This is a genomic window from Haloferax sp. Atlit-12N (assembly GCF_003383095.1).
Classification (GTDB): domain Archaea; phylum Halobacteriota; class Halobacteria; order Halobacteriales; family Haloferacaceae; genus Haloferax.
This window is the reverse complement of record NZ_PSYW01000001.1, coordinates 906,563-930,798: the sequence shown is the minus strand read 5'-3', so window position 1 is coordinate 930,798 and position 24,236 is coordinate 906,563. Positions and strand designations below refer to the sequence as shown.

The following is a 24,236-nucleotide window of genomic DNA, read 5'->3' as shown; positions in this document are numbered from 1 at the left end:
CAGCGAGAGACTCGATGGGTCACCACAGCCGAATCCCCCGCTTCGCTATATTCAAGTACAGTTTCGCCAATGAAATTCTAGTGGCAGTCACGTTCGACCTCTTCGGCACGCTCGTCGACGCCGAGTACCCGTCAGACCCCGGTGCGGCGGTCGCAGACGCGCTCCGCGAGTACGGCGTCGCCGTCCCCGACGACTGGGATGACGCCTACCGCGAGGTCCACATCGACGCGCCCGAGGGCGCGGAAGTCCCGCTTCCGGCCCACGTCGCCGCGGCGCTTCGCTCTCGGGGCGTCGCCTCCCCGGACAACGCCGCCCGCCGCGCGGTCATCACGGCGTTCGACCCCGAGGTGACCACTCGTCCCGGCGCGGTCGAAGCGGTCGCTGCTGCCCGCGAGGCCGGCCCGGTCGGCCTCCTCTCGAACTGTTCCGTTCCCGAACTCGTCGCGCGGACGCTCATCCGGTCGGACCTCGACCGGCGCGGCTTCGACGACATCACGACGAGCGTCGCCTGCGGGTGGCGGAAACCCCACCAACAGGCCTTCGAGGCGGCGGCCCGCGGCCTCGGCGTCGATGCGGCCGAACTGGTCCACGTCGGCGACGACCCGGACTCCGATGGCGGCATCGAGGCGGTCGGCGGCCGATTCGTGAACCTGCGGGAGACGACGCTCGAATCGGTCGCGGCGAGACTGCGCGCCGGGGAGGACCCGTGTCCGTGACCGCCGCGGCCGCCGTCGTCGCCGCCGCGGCGCTCGACCGGGGCTTCGCCGAACCCCCGGCGCGCATCCACCCGGTCGCGCTGTTCGGACGACTCGTCTCCCCCGTCGACCGCGAGTGGGCCCGTCCGACGCTCGTCGGCGCGCTCGCGGCCGTCGCGCTCCCGGCGTTCGCCGCGGGCGTCGCCGCGGGTGCGACGTGGGCTGCGACGCTCGTTTCGCCGTGGCTCGGCGCGGCCGTCGCCGCGCTCGCGCTGTTTTCGACCACGAGCCTTCGGATGCTCCTCGATGCGGCCGAGACGGTCGTCTCGGCGACCGCGGACGAATCCGACCTCGACGCCGCCCGGTACGAACTCCGGGCGCTGGCCGGGCGCGACCCGTCGTCGCTCTCGGCGGCCGACATCCGGAGCGCCGCCGTCGAGAGCGCCGCGGAGAATCTCGCCGACGGCCTCGTCGCCCCGTTGCTCGCGTTTACGCTCCTCGCGCCCGTCTCGCTCCCGTTCGCGGTCGGCGCGGCCGCATGGGTCAAAGGCGTCAACACGCTCGACTCGATGCTCGGCTACCGACACAAGCCGGTCGGTCGCGTGCCGGCCCGCCTCGACGACGCGGTGATGTGGCTCCCGGCGCGCGTCTCGGCCGTCTTACTGGCCGTCGTCGCCGGCGCGCCGGCCACGGTGACGCGGGCCGGCGAGTTGGCACGGCGGCCGTCGTCGCCCAACTCGGGATGGCCGATGGCGACGCTCGCGGTCCTCCTTGAGACGCGACTGGAAAAGCCCGGTCACTACCTGCTCGACGGCGGTCCCGAGGCTCCCGACGCGGCGACCGCCGCGCGGGGCGTCCGACTCGTCTCGCGGGCGGGCCTCGCCGCGTTCGCCGTCGCGGGGGTGGTCGCGTGGTTCTGACCGCCCTCCGCGGCGCGCTCGGCTTCCTCACCCGCCTCCCCGTCGGCGGCGACGAGTCGAACTGGGACGCTTTCAGGCGCGCGCCCGTGACGTTCCCGCTCGTCGGCTACGTCGTCGGCGCGCTGGCCGCGCTCCCGCTGTTACTCCCCCTGCCGATTCCGACCGCGGCCGCGCTGTACCTCGTGACGCTGTATCTCGTGACGGGCGTCACCCACGCCGACGGCCTCGCGGACCTCGGCGACGCCGCGGTCGTTCACGGCGATGCCGACCGGCGGCTGTCGGTCCTGAAGGACTCACAGACCGGCGTCGGCGGCCTGCTCGCGTTCGGGCTGACGTTCGTCGTCCTCGCGCTCGGCGCGTTCGGCCTCGCGGGCGCGGGTGGTCGCGTCGGCCTCACGGCCGCCGTCGCAATCGCGCTCGCCGCCGAGGTCGGCGCGAAAGCCGGCATGGCGACGTTGGTCTGTCTCGGCGCGCCCGCCCACGAGGGACTCGGCTCGGCGCTCGTCGGCGAGAACAGCCCGTCGGGGCTCCTCGCCGTCGCCGTGGCCTGTCTCCCGGTCGTCGCGCTCGCGCCGGTCACGGGCGGCCCCGCGGTCGTCGCCGCGCTCTGCTGCGGGCCGGTCGTCGCGCTCCTCGTCCGCTCGTGGGGTCGGGCCCGACTCGGCGGCGTCTCGGGCGACCTGCTGGGCGCGACGAACGAACTGGCCCGCGCCGCGGCCGTCCACGTGGGGGTGGTGACGTGGACGCTCTCGTGATGTGCGGCGGCCGCGGCACCCGCCTCGACGCGCCGGTCGAAAAGCCGCTCGTGGACATCTGCGGGCGGCCCATGCTCGACCGAGTCGCCGCGGCGCTCCGCGATTCGAGCGTCGAGCGCGTCCGCGCGGTCACCTCGCCGCACACGCCGAACACCCGCGACCGCGCCGCCGACCTCGGCCTCGACCCCATCGAGGCTCCCGGCGACGGCTACGTCTCCGACCTCGGATTCGCGCTTGACCGCGTCTCCCGGCCGGTCGTCACCGTCGTCGCCGACCTGCCGCTCGTGGCTCCCGAACACGTCGATGCGGTCGTTTCGGCCGCAGACGGCGGGGCCGCCACCGCGTGCGTCCCCGTCGAACTGAAGTGGGACCTCGGAGCCAGCGTCGACGACGCGCTCGTCTTCGACCACGAGGGGACCGCCGTCTGCCCGACCGGACTGGGCGTCGTCGGTCCCGCGGACGCTGAGGCGGGAACCCATACTGACACCGACACCGACACCGACACTCACCCGACTATGTACCTCTCCACCGACTCCAGACTCGCACTCAACGTGAACCGCCCGACAGACATCGCGCTCGCGGAGGACCGATGCGAGTAGTCCTCGTCGCCGGCACGACCGAGACGGCGAAGATTCCCGGCATCAGCGCCGCCGGCGCGGACCCCTCGCTCGTCGGTCACACGCCGAGCGCCGACGCCGAAATCATCGAGTACGGCGAGCCCGTCCGCTCGCCGGTGACGCCGGTCAGTCCGACGGGCTGTCCGACGCCTGCGGCCGTCACCCGCGCCGTCAAGCAACTCACCGGCTTCGACGTGCTCACCGTGGACGCCGGCCTCGCGAAGCCGAGCGCCGCGCCGACCATCGACGTGGGCGCGCGACCCGGCCGCGACATCCGCGAGAGCGAACCGGTCCCGACCGCCCCCGGTGCGTTCGAGGCGGCCCGGCGGATGGGCCTCGCGCTCCCCGAGGACGAACTCGTCATCGGCGAGACCGTCCCCGGCGGGACGACCACGGCGCTCGCGGTGTTCCGCGCGCTCGGCGAGGAGTTCCCCGTCTCGTCGTCGCTGCCGGACAACCCGACGAGCCTGAAAGAGGAGGTCGTCGCCGAGGCGTTCGAAGCCAGCGACGTCGAACCCGGCTTCGCGGCCCACAAGCCCCGGCGCGCCGCCCGTTATCTCGGCGACCCGGTGCTTCCGGTCGTGGCCGGACTCACCGTCGGCGCGCTCGAAAACGGCATCGACGTGACGCTCGGCGGCGGAACCCAACTGCTCGCGGCCGCCGCGCTCGCCCGCCACGCCGGCGCGAACGGCGACCTGACGCTCGCCACCACCTCGTATCTCGCCGACGACGTGCCCGAACTGGCCGACGCCGCAGACGCGCTCGACGTGGACCTGACGGTCACTGACCCCGGCTTCGAGACGCACCCGCTGGACCGCTACGACGCGGGCGAGGCCAAGGAGGGTGCGGGTATGGGCGGCGCGCTCATGCTCGCCGACCGAATGGGTGTCCTCGACGACGTGGAGGCGGCCACGCTCGACGTGCTCTCGACGTTGGACCCCGACGCGGTCGAGACCGGGACCGCGACGGCCGACGCTGCCGGGGCCGACACCGAGGCTGACGCCGACATCGACGATGGACCCTGAATCCGTCCGGACGGGGAGCCGCGTCCCTCACGGCGGGACGACCGACCCGACCGTCCTCGACTTCAGCGCGAACACGAACCCCGAGCGTCCCGACGGCGTCGAGGCGGTGTACCGCGAGGCGTTCGACGCCTCGACCCGCTACCCCGACGACGACTACGCTGACTTCCGGGGAGCCGCCGGCGACTACGTCGGCTGTGTCCCTGCAGCGGTCGTGCCGACCGCGGGCGGTCTCGAAGCCCTGCGACTCGCGTTCGAGGTGACGCTCTCACCCGGCGACACCGCGCTCGTCCCTCAACCAAGTTTTGGAGAGTACGACCGTGAAATTCGCCTGCAGGGCGCGGAGCCGGTTCCCGTCGCCCACGACGCGATACTCGATGCCGACCCCGCGGACCACGCGGTCGCAGTCGTCTGCACGCCGAACAACCCGACGGGCGAACTCGCGCCCGCCGACGACCTCCGGGCGTTCGCGGCGCGCTGCCGCGAGGTCGACACGGTCCTCGTCGTCGACGAGGCGTTCCTCGATTTCACCGACGAACCGAGCCTCGCGGGCGAATCCGGCGTCGTCGTCGCTCGCTCGCTGACGAAGATGTTCGGCCTGCCGGGCATCCGCGCCGGCTTCGCCGTCGCCACCGGCGACCTCGGCGACCGACTCGCCGTGGCCCGGCGGGCGTGGTCGCTCTCCACGCCCGCGGCCGCCGTCGGCACGTACTGCATGGACGACGCCGAGTTCGTCTCGCGCACGCGAGAGCGCGTCGCGGACGAGCGCGAGCGACTCCGCGAGACGCTGTCCGAGGCCTTCGACGTGTACCCGTCGGACGCGCCGTTTTTCCTCCTCGACGTCGGCGACCGCGACGTGGACGCGGTGGTCGAGACCGCCCGCGACCACGGGGTCGCCATCCGGGACGCGACGACGTTTCCGACGCTCGACTCGCACGTCCGCGTCGCGGTGAAACGCCCCGACGAGAACGACGAACTGCTCCGGGCGCTCGCCGCCGTCGCCACCGATGTTTGAGGCGACGCGCCGCGACGGCGTCTGTCGGCTGATTCGTCCGGACACGCGCTGGCTCTCGACGGGCTACGCCGGCGGCGAGTCGCAGGCCGATGCCGCGTTCAACGTCACCGTCCCCGAGGGCTGGCCCGAGACGGACCTCGACGCGTACGTCGAGCGGCGGCTCTCGGCGGCCGAGTTCGATGAGCGCGGGCCGACACTCCTGACGGGCGTGGGGCAGGAACACGCCCGACGCGCCCGGTTCGGCCCGGTCGAGGTGGTCGCCACCGCGGGCGTGTCGAACCCGGCGGAGCTCCCGATAGACGGCGAGTCGATGGGGAAGTGCGACGAGTCAGACACGTCTGACGCGGCAGTCGTCGGCGACGCCGAGCGAGACGGCTCGGTCGGCACGGTCAACGTTTTCGTCGGGACGACCCGGTCGCTGGAGCCGGGTGCGCTTGCGAACCTCGTCGCCGTGGCCGTCGAGGCGAAGGCGGCGACGCTCCTCGCGCGTTGCGGCGCGCCGGGGACGACGACCGACGCGGTCGTCGCCGCGTGCGACCCCACCGGCGACTCGGTGACGTTCTCGGGGAGCGCGACCGAAGTCGGCAACGCGGCGCGGGTCTGCGTCCGCGACGCGGTGCTCGCGAGCATCGATTCGCGGTACGACGCCGACCCGATTCCGCGGGGCGTCGACGAGGCGAGCTACGGCGTCGTCGCCGACGACCGCGCGACCGTCTCTTCGATTTGAGAACCGCCGGCGAAACGCCTTCTTGGCCGAGAAATCAACGGTGGTAGATAAATGGTCCCCGCAGAAGCCTTGATTATGGTTGGTGGCTAGCACGTTGGTATGGACCCCGGTTCCGTTTCCGACGTCGACCACGTGACCCACGGCGGGACCGCCGACCACTCCCTCGTCGATTTCAGCACCGGCTCGAACCCGGAACGCCCGCCCGGAATCGCCGGCGTCTACGAATCGGCGCTTTCCACGTCACAGCGGTACTCGTTGGACGACTACTCGCGGTTCCGCGTCGCCGCCGCGGAGTTCGTGGGTTGTCACCCCGAGGATGTCGTCCCCGCCGCAGGCGTCATCGAGGCGATGCGGCTCGCCGTCGGGGTAACCGTCTCGCCGGGCGACAGCGTGGCGCTCCCGGCCCCCTGCTGTGGCGAGTACGCCCGCGAGATCCGGCTCCAAGGCGGCGAGCCGGTCCACGTTCCCCACGACCGCCTGCTCGAAACCGTCGACCCCGCCGAGCATGCGGCGGTGATTCTCAGCTACCCAGCGAACCCGCTCGGGACGGCCTACCCGCGAGACGAGCTTCGGGCGTTCATCGACGACTGCCGCCGGGCTGACACGCCCGTCATCGTCGACGAGTCGTACCTCGGCTTCACGCGCCTCCCGAGCACGGCCGGCCTCGACGGCGTCATCGCCCTCCACTCGGTGACGAACGTCTTCGGCGTCCCCTCGCTCCGCGCGGGCTTCGCGGCCGCGACGGGCGACCTCGGCGACCGGCTCTCGCGAGCGCGCTGTACGTGGGTGCTGTCGGCCCCCGCGGTAGAAGTCGCGACGTTCTGTCTCAAACAGGACGACTTCCTCGAAGCGACGCGCGACCGGGTCGAACGGGAGCGCCCGCGGATAATCGCGGGGCTGGACCGACTCGGCTACGACCCGCACCCGGCCGATAGTACGCTCGTCTTGTTCCGCGCCGACGACGTCGACCGCGTCCTCCACGAGACCCGACGCCGCGGCTTCGCCGTCCGCGACGCTCGCGACTACCAGCGGCTCGACTCGCACGTCAGAATCAACGTCCGCCGCCCGGACGAGAACGACCGCCTGCTCGACGCGCTCGCCGAAGCGGACTGAGCCGCCACGGTCGCGTCTCGCTTTCGACGCATCGAAGCGGCCGCCAGTGGGTCTCGGGCCCACTTTCTCCCCGCCGGAGCCGCGAAACGCGCTCACCATCGCGTCCCGAACCGCGCCGAGTCACCGATTCAGATAGACGATGAACGCGATGGTGAGGAGGGTCGCGTACACCGCGAACGTCGAGCCATCGACTGCGAAAGCGAACGATTGGATGACAATTCGGAACATCAGTGGTCGTTTCACACCATGATGCCCTCACTATTAATGCTTGTTACTGTTTGACACGACATTCGTCGGCGCGCGTCCACAGCCGTTCCGAACACTTATGCGAAATCACCGGGCACGTGGGGGCATGGTCGAGGCGTTCGCCGTCGCCAGCGGGAAGGGCGGCACGGGGAAGACGACGAGTACGCTCGCGCTGGGGATGGCGCTCGCCGAGGACTACGACGTGACCGTCATCGACGCGGACACGGGCATGGCGAACCTGCTGTTCCACGCCGGGTTGGACGACGCCGACGTGACGCTCCACGACTTACTCGTCGACGAGCGCGACGCTGCCGTGTCCGACGCGGTGTACGAGCGGTTCGGCATGTCGGTCGTCCCCTGCGGGACGAGTCTCGCGGCGTTCGAGGCTGCAGACCCTGGTCGCCTCCGCGACGTGGTTGCCGAACTCGCCGCCGACACGGACGTGCTCCTCCTCGATTCGCCCGCCGCGCTCGGCTCGAAGAGCGCGGTGCTTCCGGTCGTCCTCGCGGACCGCATCGTCGTCGTCCTCCAGCCCACCGTGCCGTCGCTGTCCGACGGGCTGAAAGTCCAGGAGTACGCCCACTCGTACGGCACCGACACGGCGGGCGTGGTGTTCAACCGCGTGCAACCCGACGAGAACGTCGACCGAATCGCCGAGCAGGCCGGCCGCTACTTCGGCGGGCAGACGCTCGCTTCAGTCCCCGAGAGCGACGCGGTCCGGGCGGCCCGCCGCGAGGGCAAACCCCTCCTCGCGCACGCCCCCGACGACCCGGCCGCCGACGCCTTCCGCGAGGCGGCCGCCCGACTCGACGTGCGCGACGGCGACGGCCGCGACGTGGCGGAGCGGTTCAAAAGCGCCGTCGTCCCCGAGCGGATATGAGAATCCCACGGGGCGAACTCCGCCGGTCGCGCGTCGTCGACGACGCCGCGGCGGTCCTTCGGGCGGTACTCGATGAGGAACTGACCGGCTACGTCGTCTTCGAGCCGCAGGACGCGCTCCTCCTCGGCGAGACCACCCGCGGCGTCGTCACGTTCGAAGACGGGATCCCCGTCCTCGCCTACGACACGGAGCGCGAGGTCGGCGGCCGCGACGGGTTGGAGGGATTCGCGGTCACCGGTCCGACCCGCGCCGCGGTCCACGCCGTCGACGCCGCGGCCCTCGCGGACGCCCACGAGGTCGAGGCGTTCCGTATCCCGCCGGGCGAGCCGGCCCGCGTCCTCGCCGGCGACGAGCGGTTGGCCGAACAGACCGTCGACGCCGCCCCCGCCGCCCGTCGCGAAGAGGGCCGCGACCAGAGCGCAGTCGAAGCGTTCCTCGCCGACGCCGACGCAATCGAGGAGATTCGGTCCGAGGCCCGCGAGGAGGCCCGCGCGAGGGCGTCGGAGTGGGGACTCGACGACGTGCTGGCGGACGATGCGGGCGATTCGGCCGCGATAGAACCCGGGACAGACAGCCGCTAACACGCTTCCCGAGGGCTGAGAACCGTCTTCTGTGGCTATCGTCCCGGCGCGTCTCTCTTTAGGCATGTCCGCCGAGAAATCCCAGACCCTGACCTTCGCCGTCGCCGCGGAAGCCGCATCGCCCACCGAGACCCGCGTCTCCACCCGTGGCTTCGAGTTCGTCGTCGACGAGCCCGAATCGCTCGGTGGAGCGAACGCCGGTCCGAACCCCGTCGAGTACCTCCTCGGCGCGCTCGCCGGCTGTCTGAACGTCACGGCCCACGTGGTCGCCCGCGAGATGGACCTCGACGTACGGGACCTCGAGATCTCCATCGAGGGCGATCTGAACCCCGCGAAGTTCATGGGCAAGGGCGACGACGCCCGCGCCGGCTACGAGGAGGTTCGCGTCGCGGTCACCGCCGACGTCGACGCCGACGCCGAGACCATCGGCGCGTGGCTCTCCGCGGTCGAATCGCGCTGTCCGGTCAGCGACAACCTGAGCAACGCGACGCCGCTCGCGCTCTCGTTCGACCGCCGGTAGGTGCCGCCCTCGCGTCGCCGTCGCCGCCGCGGGAATCGCCCGTCGACCGCGCCGTCTTCCGTTCGCAACGGGGATAGAGCCAAACCGCCGTCACCCGTAGTTCTCCTGTGACTGTTCTGCGCCTCCTTCGACTCCGTCGACCGGCCGACTTCGCAGACTGGTACCGAATCGGTGCCGAGTACGTTCACGACGTAGCCGCGGGCATGGGCCTCCGCGTCGGCGACTTCGAGTCGCGGGTGGTCCGCGCGACAGACGCCATGCGCGCGGGACGGACCGACCTGCCCCCGGACCTCGCCCGTTCGGTCGCCGCCGACCTGCTGGCCGACGCGGTGTTCTGCGACCCGTTCTGTCAGTGGATGCCGCTGTGGTACGAACTCGGCCTCGCGGGGCCCTGCGCCTACGTGGACGTCCGACTTCGGCGGGTCGCCGAGCGCTACGCCGACGACCTCCCGCACCTGTCGGTGCCGCGGTTCTCCCGCCCGGAAGACGTGTACGTCGACGGGCGACCGGCGACGGCGTACGTCGACGGCTTCGCCGAGCGGTTCGTCCTCGCCGACGCGATTCTCCATCTGGAGTGGTTCACCTACGTCGCCCGGGAGTCGGGCATCTTCGTCCCCCCGCTGTTGGTCGAGCGGACCCGCGAGCAGACCGTCGCCTACTACACCGGCCGGCGGACCGAACTCGACCCCGACGTCCGGACGTTCCAGCGACTGCTGTTTTCGGACGACGAGTGGGTCCGACGCATCGCCGACGTGTACGACATCGACAGCGTCCTGTTCGACTACTGGGCGCGAATCCTCGCACAGGAGCGCCGCCGACTCTCGAAGTTCGACGGGTGACTCGTCAGCCGCCGCCGGGTGGACTGTGTCCACACGTCGCATATGACACTTGAAAAATGTTTTAACAGATGACGTTGTAGCGTCTACTGCAGGTAGATACCTGCACTTGGGTTGCGTATACAGGGGAGGTTTTTCCCCAGTGTCCGTGGAGTGCGGGCGGGTGCCCGGTCGCCCGTGCTTCCTTCTCAGTTGCCGAGCGGCGCGTCCGTCGCGCAAAAAGTATCGTTCTCGTTAGTTACGCCTCAGGTAGTTCCACCGCACCGAGTTGCGTGAGCATGCCGAGCATGTCCGGTTGGACCCACCGCTCGGCTATCATGTCGTCTTCGATGCGGGTGAACACCATGTTGCCGACCTCGACGGTCTTCCCGGTCGGTTCGATGCCCATGAACGTGCCGTCGTGCGTCCCGCGGAGCGTGACGCGCATCGCGACCGTGTCACCCTCCGTAATCGCGTCTTCGACCGTCGCCGAGAAGTCGCTGAACGAGTCTCGAATGCCCGAAATCTGCGCTTTGAGTTCGTCGCGTCCGCGGACCTCTCCGAGCGGGCTGTGGTCGAGGACGTCCTCGGCACAAATCTCGTCGATGAGGCCGATGTTCCCCTCGCCCGCGACTTCCTCCGGGAAGCGTCGAGCGATTCGCTCGTTCCCCGTCGGCGTCGGTGTCGGTGTGCTTGCTGATGCCATTCTGTGTTCTCTCCTCTCCGCCGCACCCGTCCGCGGACGGCCGCGCGTTCGCTCGCCGACCGCGGCGGATACAGCTATATCTACGCTGTGTGGTCTGTTAACTATTGTTTGTTAGAACCGTGTAGTTCGGGCGATTAGATATGTTCATATAATACACAAGCAATATTGTGTAGATCATGTATGATGATCGGGCAGAATATATGACACAGGTATAGTTTGAAATAATACTATATGTATTGTGATTGGGCTGGTATCCCATGTATATCTGATTTTCATCGAATTCTGGCCTGGGGCTAGTTCGTGACCAGTGGTCCTCTGTCAGAGAGTATTGTGTAATATCTAACTTTCTCTTCGGTCCCAATCGCCGCTTCGGCGCGGTAATCTTTGTAGCGAACCTGAGCACATTTCGGGTCGACGCGCGTACGGCGAACCCTCAGCGATGACTCTCTCACAGCAGGCGGGACGACGGCCGCGTCCGCGGTCAGTGTCCGAGCCGTTCGAACGCAATACGTATATGGGTGTGCTCGCTCGACTCCCGACAATGAACGACACGTTGGTACGGTGTTGTACGGATGAGTGAGGTGCACAACGACGTCCAAGCGTACACGCTCCGTCTCGAACTCGTCGACGAACCCGGCGAACTCCTGCGCTCGCTCCAGCCCATCGCCGAACATGGGGGGAATCTCCTCTCGATTTTCCACGAGCGCGGTAACGTCACCCCGCGCGGTTACATCCCGGTGGAGGTCGATATTGAGGCGACTCCCGACCGCTTCGACAACATCGTCGAGGGGCTGAGCGACGCCGGCATCAACGTCATTCAGGCCGGAACCGAGCGCTACAGCGAGCGCCTCACCATCATCCTCTCGGGACACCTCATCGAGACGGACCTCTCCGACACGCTGACGCAGATCGAGGCGACGCGGAACGCGACCGTCACCGACATCTCGCTGTCCGCGCCCGCCGGCTCCATCAACGTCTCCAGCGCCCGCTTCCAGTTGGCGGCCGCGTCGGGGGCGACTGAAGAAGTCCTCGCCGCGATGCGTGAAATCGCCGACGAGAAAGACCTGCAGTTCGTCGAGCCGCTGACCGTGGGGGGTCGCGCGTGAGACTGTGTGTTCTCGGCGCCGGTGCGGTCGGGAGTGCCGTCGTCGAACTCGCCGCGGAACACGGCCACACCGTGACCGCGTTCGCGGACTCCGAGAGCGCCGCCGTCGACGCCGACGGCCTCGACGCCGACGCGGTGCTCGCGAAGAAGCAGGAAGACGGCGTGGTCGGCGAGGCGGACCCCGGGGCGGTGTTCGACGCCGACTACGACGTGTTGGTGGAGGCGACGCCGACGACGCTTGGCAACGCCGAACCCGGCTTTTCGCACGTCGAGCGCGCGCTGGCCGACGACCGCCACGTCGTGCTCGCGAACAAGGGTCCGGTCGCCGAGCGCTACGCAGACGTGCGGGCGCTCGAAGCCGAGAGCGAGGGGACGGTCCGCTTCGGCGCGACCGTCGGCGGTGCACTTCCTATCCTCTCGACCATCGAGGACGTGGGCCCGTCGCGGGTGTCGGCGGTCTACGGTGTGTTGAACGGGACGGCCAACTTCGTCCTCTCGCGGATGGCCGCCGAGGGCCTCGACTACGAGCATGTCCTCGCGGAGGCACAGGACCTCGGCGTCGCCGAGGCCGACCCTACCTTCGATGTCGACGGCACGGACACGGCACTCAAGGGTGTCATCGTCGCCAACGTCCTCTCCGACGGTGAGACGGAGTTCACGCTCGATGACGCCGACGTCGAGGGGATTCAGGAGCTCTCGGGGAGCATGCTCAACTTGGCACAGGAAGACGGCCAGACGATTCGACTCATCGTCGAAGTCGTGGACGGCGCGGTCCGCGTCGGCCCGCGACTGGTACCTGAAAACGGGGCTGTCGCCCCGTCAGGGACCGAAAACGCCGTTCAGATCGAAGCCGACTACTGCGGTCGACTGGGTATTACCGGCCAAGGGGCCGGCGGTCCCGAGACGGCGAGCGCGGTGCTGACGGATGTCGAACGACTTGCCGACTGACGCCGGGCGACGAGTCCGCGGCGAAAAGAGATGAAACGAGTCTGTTGACGGCGGACAGTCGCCAGTTTTTCCGGCGTCAGTCCGAGAGCGTCAGTTCCTTCGGCACCGACACTTCGTTCCGGAGCGTGTCGATGACCTGCCCGTCGACGCGCTCGTTTTTCGTGAGTTCGATGAGCGAGGCGAGCTTTTCGAGCGGAATCTGCCCCGGCGCGTAGTCGTTGTCGTCCGCGAGCAGGGGCGCGTAGCCGAGCTTCGACCCGTAGAGATGGCCGATGACCCGCGTGTGGCTCCCGATTTCGCCCATGGAGATACCGGCAACGTCGATGCCGCGGTTAGTCGCGTCGTTGACGGCCTCGAGGAGGGTGAGCGTGTCACCTTGGTTCTGGGGGAAGACTGCCACCTTCGCGATGTCGCCGAACTCCGCGCACTGTTCGATGATGGCGTCGAGGACCTCGCGGTCGGGCGTCTCGTCGAAGTCGTGGTGCGAGATGATGAGTTGGACGTCGTTCTCGCGGAACTCGTGAGCCAGCCACTCCTTGGCGCGTACGGTCTCGAGTTCGATGTCCACGAACTCCACAGCGTCGTACCGAGATGCGGAAAACAGGTCGTCCAGTCGTCCGGTGTCGCTTGCCTTTCCCCCGAACCAGCGAGCGCGATTGGTCGCAATTATCGGGAGTTCGCCGTCGTACGCGGCGAGTTGTTCGAGCGGGTCGTCCGCCTTGTCCATTCGGAATTCGATGAGGTCTGCCACCCCTCGTGCGTCTACCTCTCGTGTGAGGTCGTTTGTTGTCGCCGCCAGCGCAGACTCGTCAAGTTTCATGTGAACGCCTATCACTCCGCCGCGTATAAATGTTAGCTGTCGGCGCAAGAGTTCTCACCTCCTCGTAGGCGGTGAGAGACGCCGTTTTCGGCGGATTCTCTGGAATGTTCATCCAGAATAATCGGCGTGAGCCGACGCTCTGTCGGCGCGGTTTTGAATGCCTTCGAGACATCTTCGGTGTTCGTCGCTCATCGTCGGCTATTCGCTGTTGTCCCGAGTCGGGACCGCGGAGACAGTCGTCGGTGCTAGGTACGAGGGCGTGCCTGCGCTCGGGACTGCCCGCTCAGTTGCGCAGCGCCAGTGATAGCTGGACTACGCGCGGTCGAGAGCGCGAGTCATACTGAATACATATAAGAAAATTTTGTATACGTTAATTCTGTCATTATCTGCATATTCTGGTCCGGCACCTTCGAAGCGCTCGCCCTCTGCAGTCCCGGATGTCGCGGACTGTTTTCCGGGCAGGCCGGTAATTTCAGTGCGTGTCCGTGTCCACATGTTCGACACCGAGAGTACGGCCTCAGCGCGCGGAAGCGACCCAATCGAGAAGGTTCGATAGCTTTCTGAGGTCGATGTCGTTCGGGCCGCGCTCGTTACTGACAACGGGCGCGTAGGCGATGGACGCACCGTAAAAGACGCCGATAACGCGAGTGTGTCGGCCGATATCACCCAATGCGTATCCGGTGACTCGCACTCCCCCCTCGGAGGCGGCGTTGAACGACTGCAACAGCGAGAGCGAGTCCGTTTTCTCCTCGGCGAACACGACGACTTTCGCCACATCACCGTATTCATTACATTCTGATATAATTTGGTTCAGTTCTGACTTCTGAGGAGTCTTGTGGCCGTCGTAGTGAGAGACTATCAGTTCGACGTCGTGTCCGTGCAGTTCGTCCCGAAGCCACTCGCACTCGCGAATCGTCCGAAGTTCCACGTCGACCATCTCGACGGCGTCGAACGCGGCGGCGGTCGCGAGCGTCTCCAGTCGCTCGGACTCACCGGCGGTGCCGCCGGCCCACTCCGGCCGGTTCGAGACGATGAGCGGGACCGTCCCGTCGTACTCGTCGAGCGCGTCGAGCGGGCGGTCCGCCCCGTCCATCCGGAACTCAACGAAGTCCGCGATGCCTTCCGCGGCCGTCGCTTCGGTCAGCGTCTCGGTCACTCCGGCCAACGAGTATGCGTCCGCACCCATGTGGCTTGATACCAAATACTCGTATAAAAATAGTTCCCTCGGCGGGCGCGTCGCGACGGCTCCTGTCATCGCCGTGAAACCCCAACCACAGTCGCTGACACCGCCGTTTCTATAATGTTGTAAGGACGTGAGAGCCGCGAAATCTCGGGGGACAACGCTGTTTGTCCGCGATAGATTACAAGCTTAATTCTGTAATTATCATGGTCTTACAGCCCAAATTCGTTTCAACAATGTCGAAATATGTGCGGTCAGCGCGTCGCTCGTTCGGCTGGGCTGAACTTACCGCCGCCACCAAGATTTAAACCGAGGAGTTCCGTATCTCTCAGTAACGATGGTTACGCAGCAAGTCCTAGTCACGGGTCCGTTCGGTGAGGCGGGCGAAGCGATTCTCAACCACCTTGCGGACCGAGACGAGTACGAGTTTACGTATCTCGACCGGACCGAACACCCGGAGTACGAGACGTTCGTCGCAGATATCGCGGATTACGAGGCGATTCGCCCGGCGTTCGACGGGCAGGACGCCGTTATCCACCTCGCCGCGCAGTCCGACGCGGGCGCGGCCTTCGAGGACATCGTCGAGCCGAACATCATGGGCACGTACAACGTCCTCAAGGCGATGGAGGACGCCGGCGTCGAGAAGCTCATCTACGCCTCCTCCCAGCGCGTGGTTGGGCTGTACGAGGAGGACCTCGCGCCCGACCTCTACGAGGAGGACTATCCCAGCAAGTACGACCCGCTTCGGCTCACCCACGAGACGCTCCCGAAGCCCGACGGCTACTACGGTGCCTCGAAGGTGTTCGGCGAGCACATCTGCCGGACGCACGCCCGCCGCGACGGCGCGCCGAACCAGGTCTACTCGATTCGCATCTCCAGCGTGCGGACCGAGCGCTACGACCACCCCTACGGCGACGCGGAGCGCGGCGTCGACCGCGGTGACGAGCACAAAGTCGAGGAGGGCGAGGTGTGGGACCAGTCCCAGACCGGGTCGTGGGAGCGCGGGAGCACCGAGTACGAGGAGATGGTCAAGCGACTCAAGGCGACGTGGACCTCCCAGCGGGACTTCGCGCACCTGCTCGAATGCTGTCTCGAAGACGAGTCGGTCACCTACGACACGTTCTACGCGGTGAGCGGCAACAAGGCCCGCTGGTTCGACATCGACCACGCGAAGGCGGTCCTCGACTACGAACCGGCCGACGACGGCTCCGAGTGGGACAGCCCGCCCGAGTGAGACGACGGCAGACCGTCACCGGGAGCGACGGCCACATCCGGCGGCGGCGAGACCGCCCGCTCAGTACTGCTTGATTTTCAGCTCGATGATGTTCTTCTTGTTCAGGAGCGCTGGGCCGAGTTCCTCCTCGATGCGCCCCGGCTCGATGCGGCTCATCGGGCCGCTGATGCTTATCGCGCCGACGGCGTCGTCCGGCTCCGACGTGATTGCGGTCCCGACGGCGCAGACGCCGGGGTAATGTTCGCCGCGGTTGATGGAGTAGCCACGGTCGCGAACCACTTCGAGGTCCTCGTGGAGCGCCTCGCGGTCGGTGATGGTGTCGTCGGTCAGCGCCGGGAGGCCGCGGCGGTCGATGATTCGGTCGACCTCGTCCCGCGAGTGCTCCGCGAGCATCGCCTTCCCCGTCGCCGTCGAGTGGAGGTAGAGGTGGTCGCCGAGCGGCGCGTCGTCGTCGATGGACTCCGGGCTCTGGGCCTTGTAGAGTTGGACGGCGAACCCGTTTTGCTCGACCGTCACGTTGGTGTGCTCGCCGGTCTGTTCTTTCAGTTCGTCGAGTTCCGGCTTGGCGACCCGGTACAGCGCCATCCCGTCGCGCATCGACCCGCCCATCTCGAGGAACCGGAGGCTACAGCGGTACTCACTTCCGACCTTGACGACGTAGTCGGTGTCCACGAGCGTCGCCAAGTGGATGTGCGCCGTGCTGACCGGCATCTCCATGTCCTCGGCGGTCTCCGACAGCGTCGCGCCGTCGACTTCGCGGAGGTACCGAATGATGTCGAACGCCTGTTCGACGCTCTGTATCCGCCGCGAGCCCGACCCGGTGGAGTTCGTCATGATTCGACAATGGGCCACCGCGTGCCTAATAGCACCGATTCGTTTCAACGATGTTGGATTTCGAGGTGGCAAACGCCTCGGCTACCCGCGTCACGGGTCGAGGCGTCGCTCGCCACGGGTCGGATGCTCGCAAAAAACGCGGGTCGCCGGGTGGCATGCCAGTCGATATGCGGACTTCGCGGGTCAGTCGCGGTCGCTGTCCGCCGCGTCTTCGGTGACGTTACTGAATCGAGTCTTCGGGACCGACGATGGTCAGGTTCTCGAACAGTTCGTCGTAGCCGTTGAGTTCGTAGAGGTACTCGCCGTCCAGTACTTCCTCGCGGACGGAGTCCTCGGCGCTGAGCTTCTCGTGGGCGCGTTCGAGGACCTCCTCGGCTCCCTCGCGGGGGATGACCGCCAGGCCGTCGTCGTCGCCGATGACGATGTCGCCGGGGTCGACGCTGACGCCGCCGACGGAGACGGTGACGTTGATGGAGCCGGGGTCCTGCTTGAGCGGCCCCTGCGGGTTGACGCCGCGGCCGTACACCGGGAACTCCATCTCGGCGATTTCCCGACTGTCGCGGTACGCGCCGTCGATGACCAGTCCGGCGAGGCCGTTCGCCTGACAGGAGGTACACATCAGTTCGCCGACGTGGCCCGTGTCGGTGTAGCCGTCGCAGTCGATGATGAGCACGTCGCCGGGCTCGGTCATCGTGATTGCCTTGTGGATGATGAGGTTGTCGCCGGGCGCGGCCTTCACCGTGACCGCGGTCCCGGCCATCTCGACGCCGTCGTAGGCGGGACGGAGGCCGGCGTCCATGGTCAGTCCGATGTTGCCGGTCACGTCGGAGACGATGGTGCTCGGAATCTCCTCGAACGCCTCGACGAGTTCGTGGTCCGGTCGCTCTACGTCGGGCTCTATCGTGTGCATACCCGACCCGATGCGGACGATTCACGTTAAACTATCGGTCGGTCGAACGCTTGCGGTCCGCGCTCCGAGTCGAAACTACTGGCGCTCGCGGTGGCACGGGAACCAACGAAAGGGAGAAGGGCGCAGGTACGTGTCGAGTAGGGTGCCTCAGTCGCGGGGGAGTCGGGATTCGAGTGCGGCTTACTGCTCTTCGATGCCGAGTTCGTCGACGAGGTTGCCGTAGAACTCGTACTGCTGGTCGAGGAAGTCCTGGAGCTCGTCGGGGCCGCGTTCGACGCGGATGAAGTTGTTGTTCTCCATGAACTCCACGAACGAGTCGTCCTCGTAGACGGCGCTGTACACGTCGGCGAGCTGTTGCTTCAGTTCGTCGTCGATGCCGGCGGGCGCGAAGTGCGCGAGCCACGAGCCGATGGAGATGTCGAGGCCCTGATCTTGGAGCGTCGGCGTGTTCGGGAGCGCCTCGACCTGCTGGTCGAACGCCACGCCGAGGGCGGTCAGGCCGCCGTCTTGGACCTGCGGGGCGACCTCGGCCGCGCCGACCGCGGTACAGTCGACCTCGCCGTTCACGACGGCCGTCATGGCCGGCGCGGCACCCTCGTAGGAGATGTGTTCGACGTTGACGCCGGCCTCGCTGGCGATGCCGGCGGCCGCCATGTGCCACGACGAGCCGAAGCCGGAGTTCGCCATCTGCAGGGTGTTGTCCTGCCCGTAGGTAATCCACTCTTCGAGCGTGGAGAACTCAGCGTCCTCGCTGACGACGAGCGCCGCGGGGAACTCGGTGTACTGCATGATGGGCGTGATGTCGTCGGGGCTGAGGTCGGCGATACCGAGGTGTTCGAACAGCGCGATTTCCGGGGCCGTACAGCCGATGGTGTGGCCGTCGGGTTCGGCGTTGGCCGCCGCGTTCATCCCGACCGAGCCGGAGCCGCCGGTCTGGTTGCTGACGTTCCACGAGACATCGGTGTGGTTCTCGGCCGCGTCGGCGACCGCGCGACTGGTTCGGTCGGCCCCGCCCCCGGCCGACCACGGGGAGATGACTTCGACCGGCCGAGAGGGCCACTCCTGTTCGCCGGAGAGACTGCCGAGACAGCCGGCAGAGAGCGCCACTCCGCCGACGCCGGCGGCCTTGATAAAGTTCCGTCTGTTCAGCGCGCTGCGTCCACTCCGATTGCTAATGGTATCGTCTCCCATTGTACCCGAATGTTTGAACAATCCATACAATAAGCATTGTGGTCCCTCCGAATATGGCGCGAAGGCCGCGGGTTCGGCGTGGTCGCTCGTTCCGCGCGGCCGCGAGGGTCGTTCGCCGTCTCGGTCGAATCAACTGTGGAACGTCGGGTCGGACGAACAGATTCGCGCGCGAGCGCGACTGGTCGCCGCCCGCAAGCTTCTCCCCCAAGAGCGTAGATTTATACCCCGGCGGTATTCAAGGAGATATATGCGCGGGTTAGCCAAAACGAGCCGAGAGCCCGGAGCTATGGAACTCGTCGACGTCGAGACACCCGAGCCGGCGTCGAACGAGGTCCTCATCGAAATCGACTACGCCGGGCTCTGCGGGAGCGACGCGGGAATCTACAAGTTCAAATCCGCCTTCGAGCGGATGAACATGCCGACCATCATCGGCCACGAGTACACCGGCCGCGTGGTCGAACGCGGCGACGACGCCACCCGATTTTCCGTCGGTGAGCGCGTGGTCGAACGACCGATTCGCGGCTGCGGCGAGTGCTTCCAGTGCCAAATCGGCGAGGAGAGCATCTGCCAGGACGCGGAACTGACCGGTATCGACCACGACGGCGCGTACGCCGGCTACATCGCCGTCCCGGAGTCGGCGCTCCAGTCGGTACCGTCGAACGTCGACCCGAAGCACGCGGCGCTCGTCGAACCGACGGCGATTTGCACGCGCGCGGTTCTCCGGAACTCCCGCGTCGAAGCGGGCGACCGCGTGCTCGTCGCCGGCCCCGGGCCCATCGGATTGCTCTGCGCGCAGGTGGCCGCCTCGCAGGGCGCGGAGGTCGTCGTCGCGGGCGTCGGTCGGGACACGAACTACCGACTGCCGCTCGCGGAGAAACTCGGCTACCCCGCACTCAACATCGAGGAAGACGACCTGACCGGCATCCAGCGCGAGCTGACCGGCGGCGTCGGCTTCGACGTGGTCTTCGACACGACCGGCCACCCGTCGGGACTACCGATGGCCGTCGAGCAGGTCCGCAAGGGCGGCCAAATCGTTCTCGTCGGCCAGACCGGCGAGACCACGATGGAGTTCACGCCGCTCGTCCGCGCCGAAATCGACCTCCAGTGTACCTACGGTGCGACCTTCGAGGACTTCGAGCGGGCGTTCCGTCTCATCGGCACGGGCGACGTCGACCACGCCACGTTCCTCGACGACCGCTTCCAGCTCACCGAGTCCGAAGACGCCTTCGAGGCGTTCCTCGCCGGCGAGACCTGCAAGCCGGTGTTCGACGTTTCGGTCCTTCGAGACTGACGCGACCAGTTCCGTCTCGTTCGCAGCCGACTCTCCTCAGCGATTCATCTCTCGACCGCGGTTTTTCTCAGACGCAGGTCGCTCACCGCCTCGCTCGTCTGTCACGTCACTCGTTCGTGTCTCGGTCGGACGCCGTTTACGGCGCGGCCGCTCGGGGTCGACGGTCGGAAAAGCATGCCGCGGAGTGGGCTATCGAGGACTATGACGCCGTCGGCGTCGCTCGGTACGACGGGTCAGCGTCGGGGTCACTCCGGCCGGGGGTCCCACTCGCGCTCGACGAGGAAGTCGTCGAGTTTGCCCTTGGGGTCCTCGAAGACGTGCGAGCCGTGGAAGACGAGCAGCGTCTCGAAGTCGTACTGGAGCAGGTCGTAGAGGTTGATCTCTGCGGCCTTGTGGTCGTCGTTGAACAGCGCCGGCGGTGGGAGGAGGTAGCCGGCCGGGAGGCCCGCGCGGTCGGCCCCGTCGAGGGCGTCCCCGGAGATGAGAATCCCGCGGTCTTCGAGCAGGAGCGCCGAAGTCGCCTTCGTGTGGCCCGGTACCTCGATGACGCGGATGTTCCCGTCGAGCACGTCGCCGTCGGTGAACGCCACGTCCGGTTCGTAGTCGATGGCCTCGTGGAGCTTCGACTCGTTGGCCGACGCGAGGAGTTCGGGGTCGAACGCTTCCATCACCGACGGGAGGCCGCCGTGGTGGCCGTGGTCGCCGTGGGTGATGATGACGCGGTCGACGCCGCCGTACTCCCGCTCCAGAATCTCGACGAGTTCGTCGCCGTCCTCGTCGAAGCCGGTGTCCACGAGCGTCGTCTTGCCCGCCGGCGCGTCCTTCAACACGAGCACCCGGACGTGTTCGAACTGAATCTGGTCGATACCCTCGGTGACGTTGCTAACACTCATTCCGGTGGAACGGTAGTTCGCAACGCTGGTTAATTCTATCGATGGCCGCGAACCCCGGCGTTGTCGTCCGCGGACATGTCGCATCGCCGACCCCATCGACCGGCGACCGAATCGCGGTCCGTTGTGCGGTCGCCCACTCTCGACGGCTCGCTGCGGGCGCCGGTGGACGATAGTCTCGGTCGTATTTCGCTTCGTGTCGAAATCGTGACTTTCAGCCCCGAACGGGCGCGTAAATACCAATATGTTTATTACATACGATTGCTTGGTATCATACCACGAGGCAGAAGAAATAATGGTAATTCAGAAAGTCGGGGCCGTGCTTGATAGAATCGGCTTGGAGAGTGTTCGTTCAAGTCCGCTGTCAGTCTTCTTCATCCTGTTTTCGGCCGTCGTCATCTTCTTCGCGAGCCAGTTCCCCTCGGGTGACGGCGTCGGGCCGTCGTTCTTCCCGATTGCGGTGTCGCTCGGCATCATCTTCTTCGCCGGTATCGACGTGCTGACGGGGTCCGAGACGGAACTCGAAATCTCGGAGTTCGACTTCAGACCCGCGGCCGTCGTCACGGCGTTCCTCGTCGGATACGTCCTGCTGATGCCGCTTTTAGGGTTCCTCGTGTCGACCATGCTGTTCATGCCGGTCGTCCTCTACTACTCGGACATCCGCTCGAAGTTGCTCGTCGCGGCGCTGTCGATTGGGTTCCCCGTCGCGCTGTTCTACATCTTCGGCCGGATTTTCCTCGTGCGCCTGCCTGAGGGCGTCATCCCGGTGTCGCGGCTGCTGCCACAGCTCCCGCTGGTGGTGACCTTCTGATGGTCGTCGAGTACATCTCCCAGGCGCTCGTCAACCTCGCCGACCCGTTCGTCCTCCTGCTGATGGTCGGGGGTATCTTCCTCGGCATCCTCATGGGGTCGATTCCGGGGATGACCGCGACGATGACCATCGCGGTCCTGCTGTCGTTCACCTTCACGATGGAGCCGAGTCAGGGGATGATTCTCCTGTTAGGTATCTACGGTGGCGCGGTCTACGCCGGGTCGATTCCGGCGATTCTCATCCGCACGCCGGGCACCCCGTCGGCGGCGGCGACCATCTTCGACGGCCACCCGCTCTCCCAGAAGGGCGAGGCCGGTCGCGCGATTCGCGTGAGCACCATCGCGTCGTTCGTCGGCGGCATCATCAGCGTCCTCGCGCTGATGTTCTTCTCGCCGGTCATCGCCGACGCCGCCCTCCGGTTCCGGTCGCCGGAGTTCTTCGCACTCGCCTTCTTCGGGTTGACAATCATCGCCAGCGTGAGCGGCGACTCGCTCACGAAGGGGATGGTCTCGGGCCTGCTCGGGATGCTCGTCGCGACGGTCGGTATCGACCCCGTGACCGGCTTCCACCGCTTTACGTTCGACATCCCCGAACTGCTCACGGGCGTCGAGTTCATCGCCGTCATGATCGGCCTCTTCGGCATCGCCGAGGGGCTTCGCAAGTACTCTCAGGGCATCAACAGCGGGAACGACCGCGTCGACCAGGAGATATCCGGCGTGTTCCCCTCGCTTTCTGACCTGCGGTCCATCGCACCGGTCAGCGTCGGTTCGGGCGTTCTCGGGTCGTTCATCGGCGCGATTCCCGGCGCTGGCGGCGACATCGCCGCGTTCATCACGTACAACGAGGCCACCCGCTGGCTCAAAGACAGCGTCCCATCGTTCGGTGAGGGGAACATCCGCGGCGTCGCGGCCGCCGAATCCGGGAACAACGCGAGTACCGGCGGCGCATTGATTCCGACGCTGACGCTCGGTATCCCGGGCGACTCCGTCTCCGCTATCCTCATCGGCGCGCTGTTGGTCCACGACGTGAACCCCGGGCCGGGCCTGTACCAAGAAGAGCCGGTGTTGCTGTACACCATCTTCGTCGGGTTCCTCCTCATCTACGTGTTCATCCTCATCTTCGGCATGCTCGGCGCGAACTACTGGGCGCGCCTCATCAACATCCCGAAGTCCCACATCTGGCCCGTCATCCTCGTGCTGTGTGTCATCGGAGCCATCGCCCTCCGCGGTAACGTCTTCGACGCGTGGATCATGCTCGGCGCGGGCGTGTTGGGCTACGTGATGCGGCTCCGGGGGTACCCGCTGGCACCCATGGTTCTCGGGCTCATCCTCGCCCCCATCGCGGAGGAGAACCTCCGCCGGTCGCTCGTCCTCTCGGGCGGCTCGCCGACTATCTTCCTCACGAGCCCCATCGCCCTCGTCATCATCCTGCTCGGCCTGGGCGCGATTGCGCTGCCCGCCGTCCGCTCGATTCGCGCGTAGCACCGCGTTCAGACCTCGTCCGATTTTCTTTTCTCGCGGCACGCGCGTTCCGTCGAGCGCCGTCTCGCGTCGCCGACTGTCCACGAACCGCGCTGCGCTCCCGTCGCCTCGCTGAGCCCCTGCCGCGGCTGGCAGGGTTTCGGCCCGCTCGCTTCCGCATCTCTCTGTCGTACCTTCGTCGAGAGCGGAGCGTACCGCTCGACTCGCCCTCAGTTTTGAGGATGTTGAAATACAGGGGTATTTTTCTCCCGTCTGGCATCGGAATTACAGCAGTACAACTGTAACGAAACTCGCCGATTCCGACCCGTATTACGACATCGTTGAACTCAGATACTGCTCGCCGGGCGAACCCGTGGGCGGAGGACGACCGTCGGGACCGCGAGCCGCGTCGACGCGGTTGCTCCGAACGAGATTCGGCGAAACGATATTATATCTCTCCGTGGTACACGCTGGTATGGTCGTTGTTGCAGCAGTCGACCGGTCAGGTCGCTCATCACACGTTGTCGCGGAAGCCGCATCGCTGGCGGCGGCGTTCGACGAACCGGTCCACGTCGTCCACGCGTTGACTCGCTCGGAGTTCGTCGACCTCGGGCTGACGAGCGCACAGGCCGAGGAGCCGAAGGACATGGCGGAGATTCGGTCGGCCGCCGCCGAGATGGCCGAAGACGCCGTGCCGGAACTGTCCGTCCCGTACGAGACGGTGGGCCTCGTCGGCAACCCGGCCGAGGAAGTCACCGAGTACGCCGACGAACAGGACGCGAGCTACATCGTGGTGAGTCCGCGACGGCGCTCGCGCACCGGGAAGATGCTGTTCGGGAGCGTCGCCCAGTCCATTCTCCTGAACGCGTCGTGTCCGGTCGTCTCGACGCTCGCCGCCGAGGAATAGCCGTCTACCGGCGACGTCACCCACCGGGCGGCCGTCGCGCAGT

General features: G+C 67.0%; 26 protein-coding genes. 19 read left to right on the top strand and 7 right to left on the bottom strand.

The genetic code is table 11. The features are described from left to right. Positions 1–80 precede the first annotated feature (80 nt). The 12 genes from C5B90_RS04800 to C5B90_RS04745 all read left to right on the top strand — a co-directional run bounded on the left by C5B90_RS04800 (position 81) and on the right by C5B90_RS04745 (position 9,930). Positions 81–716: an HAD family hydrolase gene (locus C5B90_RS04800; RefSeq protein ID WP_115879514.1), complete on the top strand. Its 636-nt coding sequence runs from the start codon at positions 81–83 to the stop codon at positions 714–716. Beyond that, the gene (locus tag C5B90_RS04795; protein ID WP_115879512.1) at positions 707–1,615 is read left to right on the top strand and encodes a CobD/CbiB family cobalamin biosynthesis protein; all 909 of its coding nucleotides are present in this window, start codon (positions 707–709) and stop codon (positions 1,613–1,615) included. The genes C5B90_RS04800 and C5B90_RS04795 overlap by 10 nt, the downstream gene beginning before the upstream one ends. After that, positions 1,606–2,370: an adenosylcobinamide-GDP ribazoletransferase gene (gene cobS / locus C5B90_RS04790; RefSeq protein WP_115879510.1), complete on the top strand. Its 765-nt coding sequence runs from the start codon at positions 1,606–1,608 to the stop codon at positions 2,368–2,370. Before C5B90_RS04795 ends, cobS begins: the two co-directional genes overlap by 10 nt. Further along, on the top strand, positions 2,370–2,969 hold the full coding sequence (locus C5B90_RS04785; protein WP_115879508.1) for an NTP transferase domain-containing protein: 600 nt from the start codon (positions 2,370–2,372) through the stop codon (positions 2,967–2,969). Before cobS ends, C5B90_RS04785 begins: the two co-directional genes overlap by 1 nt. Further along, on the top strand, positions 2,960–4,012 hold the full coding sequence (locus C5B90_RS04780; protein ID WP_115879506.1) for a nicotinate-nucleotide--dimethylbenzimidazole phosphoribosyltransferase: 1,053 nt from the start codon (positions 2,960–2,962) through the stop codon (positions 4,010–4,012). The genes C5B90_RS04785 and C5B90_RS04780 overlap by 10 nt, the downstream gene beginning before the upstream one ends. Next, positions 4,002–5,024 carry a threonine-phosphate decarboxylase CobD gene (gene cobD, locus C5B90_RS04775; protein WP_115879504.1) on the top strand — a complete coding sequence of 341 codons (1,023 nt, stop codon included), beginning with the start codon at positions 4,002–4,004 and terminating at the stop codon, positions 5,022–5,024. The genes C5B90_RS04780 and cobD overlap by 11 nt, the downstream gene beginning before the upstream one ends. Continuing rightward, on the top strand, positions 5,017–5,751 hold the full coding sequence (locus C5B90_RS04770; protein WP_115879502.1) for an adenosylcobinamide amidohydrolase: 735 nt from the start codon (positions 5,017–5,019) through the stop codon (positions 5,749–5,751). Before cobD ends, C5B90_RS04770 begins: the two co-directional genes overlap by 8 nt. Before the next feature lie 99 nt (positions 5,752–5,850). Then, positions 5,851–6,864, top strand: a complete 1,014-nt coding sequence (locus C5B90_RS04765; protein WP_115879500.1) for a histidinol-phosphate transaminase — start codon at positions 5,851–5,853, stop codon at positions 6,862–6,864. Between the two features lie 352 nt (positions 6,865–7,216). Then, positions 7,217–7,990, top strand: a complete 774-nt coding sequence (locus C5B90_RS04760; RefSeq protein ID WP_058828432.1) for a P-loop NTPase — start codon at positions 7,217–7,219, stop codon at positions 7,988–7,990. Further along, on the top strand, positions 7,987–8,571 hold the full coding sequence (locus tag C5B90_RS04755) for a hypothetical protein (RefSeq protein WP_115879498.1): 585 nt from the start codon (positions 7,987–7,989) through the stop codon (positions 8,569–8,571). The genes C5B90_RS04760 and C5B90_RS04755 overlap by 4 nt, the downstream gene beginning before the upstream one ends. 64 nt (positions 8,572–8,635) lie before the next feature. Further along, complete coding sequence (locus C5B90_RS04750; protein ID WP_058568557.1) at positions 8,636–9,091, top strand: OsmC family protein; 456 nt, start codon at positions 8,636–8,638, stop codon at positions 9,089–9,091. Positions 9,092–9,198: 107 nt separating this feature from the next. After that, a complete protein-coding gene (locus C5B90_RS04745; protein WP_115879496.1) occupies positions 9,199–9,930 on the top strand; it encodes a hypothetical protein in 732 nt (243 codons plus the stop codon). A gap of 235 nt (positions 9,931–10,165) precedes the next feature. On the opposite strand, the gene C5B90_RS04740 is transcribed toward C5B90_RS04745, so the two are convergent. After that, complete coding sequence (locus C5B90_RS04740; RefSeq protein ID WP_115879495.1) at positions 10,166–10,612, bottom strand: ester cyclase; 447 nt, start codon at positions 10,610–10,612, stop codon at positions 10,166–10,168. Between the two features lie 572 nt (positions 10,613–11,184). Here C5B90_RS04740 and C5B90_RS04735 point away from each other — a divergent pair. Then, complete coding sequence (locus C5B90_RS04735) at positions 11,185–11,718, top strand: amino acid-binding protein (RefSeq protein WP_115879493.1); 534 nt, start codon at positions 11,185–11,187, stop codon at positions 11,716–11,718. Then, positions 11,715–12,665 (top strand): homoserine dehydrogenase, encoded by a 951-nt coding sequence (locus C5B90_RS04730; protein ID WP_115879492.1) that lies wholly within the window; start codon positions 11,715–11,717, stop codon positions 12,663–12,665. Before C5B90_RS04735 ends, C5B90_RS04730 begins: the two co-directional genes overlap by 4 nt. Before the next feature lie 76 nt (positions 12,666–12,741). Here the strand turns inward: C5B90_RS04730 and C5B90_RS04725 are convergent, their stop codons facing one another. Together C5B90_RS04725 and C5B90_RS04720 are read right to left on the bottom strand one after the other, a co-directional pair. Further along, positions 12,742–13,416 (bottom strand): type I 3-dehydroquinate dehydratase, encoded by a 675-nt coding sequence (locus C5B90_RS04725; protein WP_115880580.1) that lies wholly within the window; start codon positions 13,414–13,416, stop codon positions 12,742–12,744. A gap of 586 nt (positions 13,417–14,002) precedes the next feature. After that, entirely contained in the window at positions 14,003–14,671 is a 669-nt protein-coding gene (locus C5B90_RS04720; RefSeq protein ID WP_199517438.1) for a type I 3-dehydroquinate dehydratase, read from the bottom strand. Between the two features lie 331 nt (positions 14,672–15,002). Between C5B90_RS04720 and C5B90_RS04715 the strand changes: the two genes are divergently transcribed. After that, positions 15,003–15,899 carry an NAD(P)-dependent oxidoreductase gene (locus C5B90_RS04715; RefSeq protein WP_115879491.1) on the top strand — a complete coding sequence of 299 codons (897 nt, stop codon included), beginning with the start codon at positions 15,003–15,005 and terminating at the stop codon, positions 15,897–15,899. A gap of 60 nt (positions 15,900–15,959) precedes the next feature. On the opposite strand, the gene C5B90_RS04710 is transcribed toward C5B90_RS04715, so the two are convergent. The 3 genes from C5B90_RS04710 to C5B90_RS04700 all read right to left on the bottom strand — a co-directional run bounded on the left by C5B90_RS04710 (position 15,960) and on the right by C5B90_RS04700 (position 18,834). Continuing rightward, on the bottom strand, positions 15,960–16,733 hold the full coding sequence (locus C5B90_RS04710; protein WP_115879490.1) for an IclR family transcriptional regulator: 774 nt from the start codon (positions 16,731–16,733) through the stop codon (positions 15,960–15,962). A gap of 220 nt (positions 16,734–16,953) precedes the next feature. Further along, complete coding sequence (locus C5B90_RS04705) at positions 16,954–17,643, bottom strand: 4-carboxy-4-hydroxy-2-oxoadipate aldolase/oxaloacetate decarboxylase (protein WP_115879489.1); 690 nt, start codon at positions 17,641–17,643, stop codon at positions 16,954–16,956. A gap of 180 nt (positions 17,644–17,823) precedes the next feature. Then, a complete protein-coding gene (locus C5B90_RS04700; protein WP_058568547.1) occupies positions 17,824–18,834 on the bottom strand; it encodes a tripartite tricarboxylate transporter substrate binding protein in 1,011 nt (336 codons plus the stop codon). Positions 18,835–19,081: 247 nt separating this feature from the next. Between C5B90_RS04700 and C5B90_RS04695 the strand changes: the two genes are divergently transcribed. Next, positions 19,082–20,125 (top strand): zinc-binding dehydrogenase, encoded by a 1,044-nt coding sequence (locus C5B90_RS04695; protein ID WP_115879488.1) that lies wholly within the window; start codon positions 19,082–19,084, stop codon positions 20,123–20,125. 245 nt (positions 20,126–20,370) lie between these two features. Here the strand turns inward: C5B90_RS04695 and C5B90_RS04690 are convergent, their stop codons facing one another. Further along, a complete protein-coding gene (locus tag C5B90_RS04690) occupies positions 20,371–21,018 on the bottom strand; it encodes an MBL fold metallo-hydrolase (RefSeq protein WP_115879487.1) in 648 nt (215 codons plus the stop codon). 292 nt (positions 21,019–21,310) lie between these two features. Here C5B90_RS04690 and C5B90_RS04685 point away from each other — a divergent pair, with 292 nt between their 5' ends. From C5B90_RS04685 to C5B90_RS04675, 3 genes are all read left to right on the top strand, one after another. After that, a complete protein-coding gene (locus tag C5B90_RS04685; protein WP_058568544.1) occupies positions 21,311–21,826 on the top strand; it encodes a tripartite tricarboxylate transporter TctB family protein in 516 nt (171 codons plus the stop codon). Next, a complete protein-coding gene (locus C5B90_RS04680; RefSeq protein ID WP_115879486.1) occupies positions 21,826–23,307 on the top strand; it encodes a tripartite tricarboxylate transporter permease in 1,482 nt (493 codons plus the stop codon). The genes C5B90_RS04685 and C5B90_RS04680 overlap by 1 nt, the downstream gene beginning before the upstream one ends. 454 nt (positions 23,308–23,761) lie before the next feature. Continuing rightward, positions 23,762–24,193 (top strand): universal stress protein, encoded by a 432-nt coding sequence (locus tag C5B90_RS04675; RefSeq protein ID WP_115879485.1) that lies wholly within the window; start codon positions 23,762–23,764, stop codon positions 24,191–24,193. Positions 24,194–24,236 lie beyond the last annotated feature (43 nt).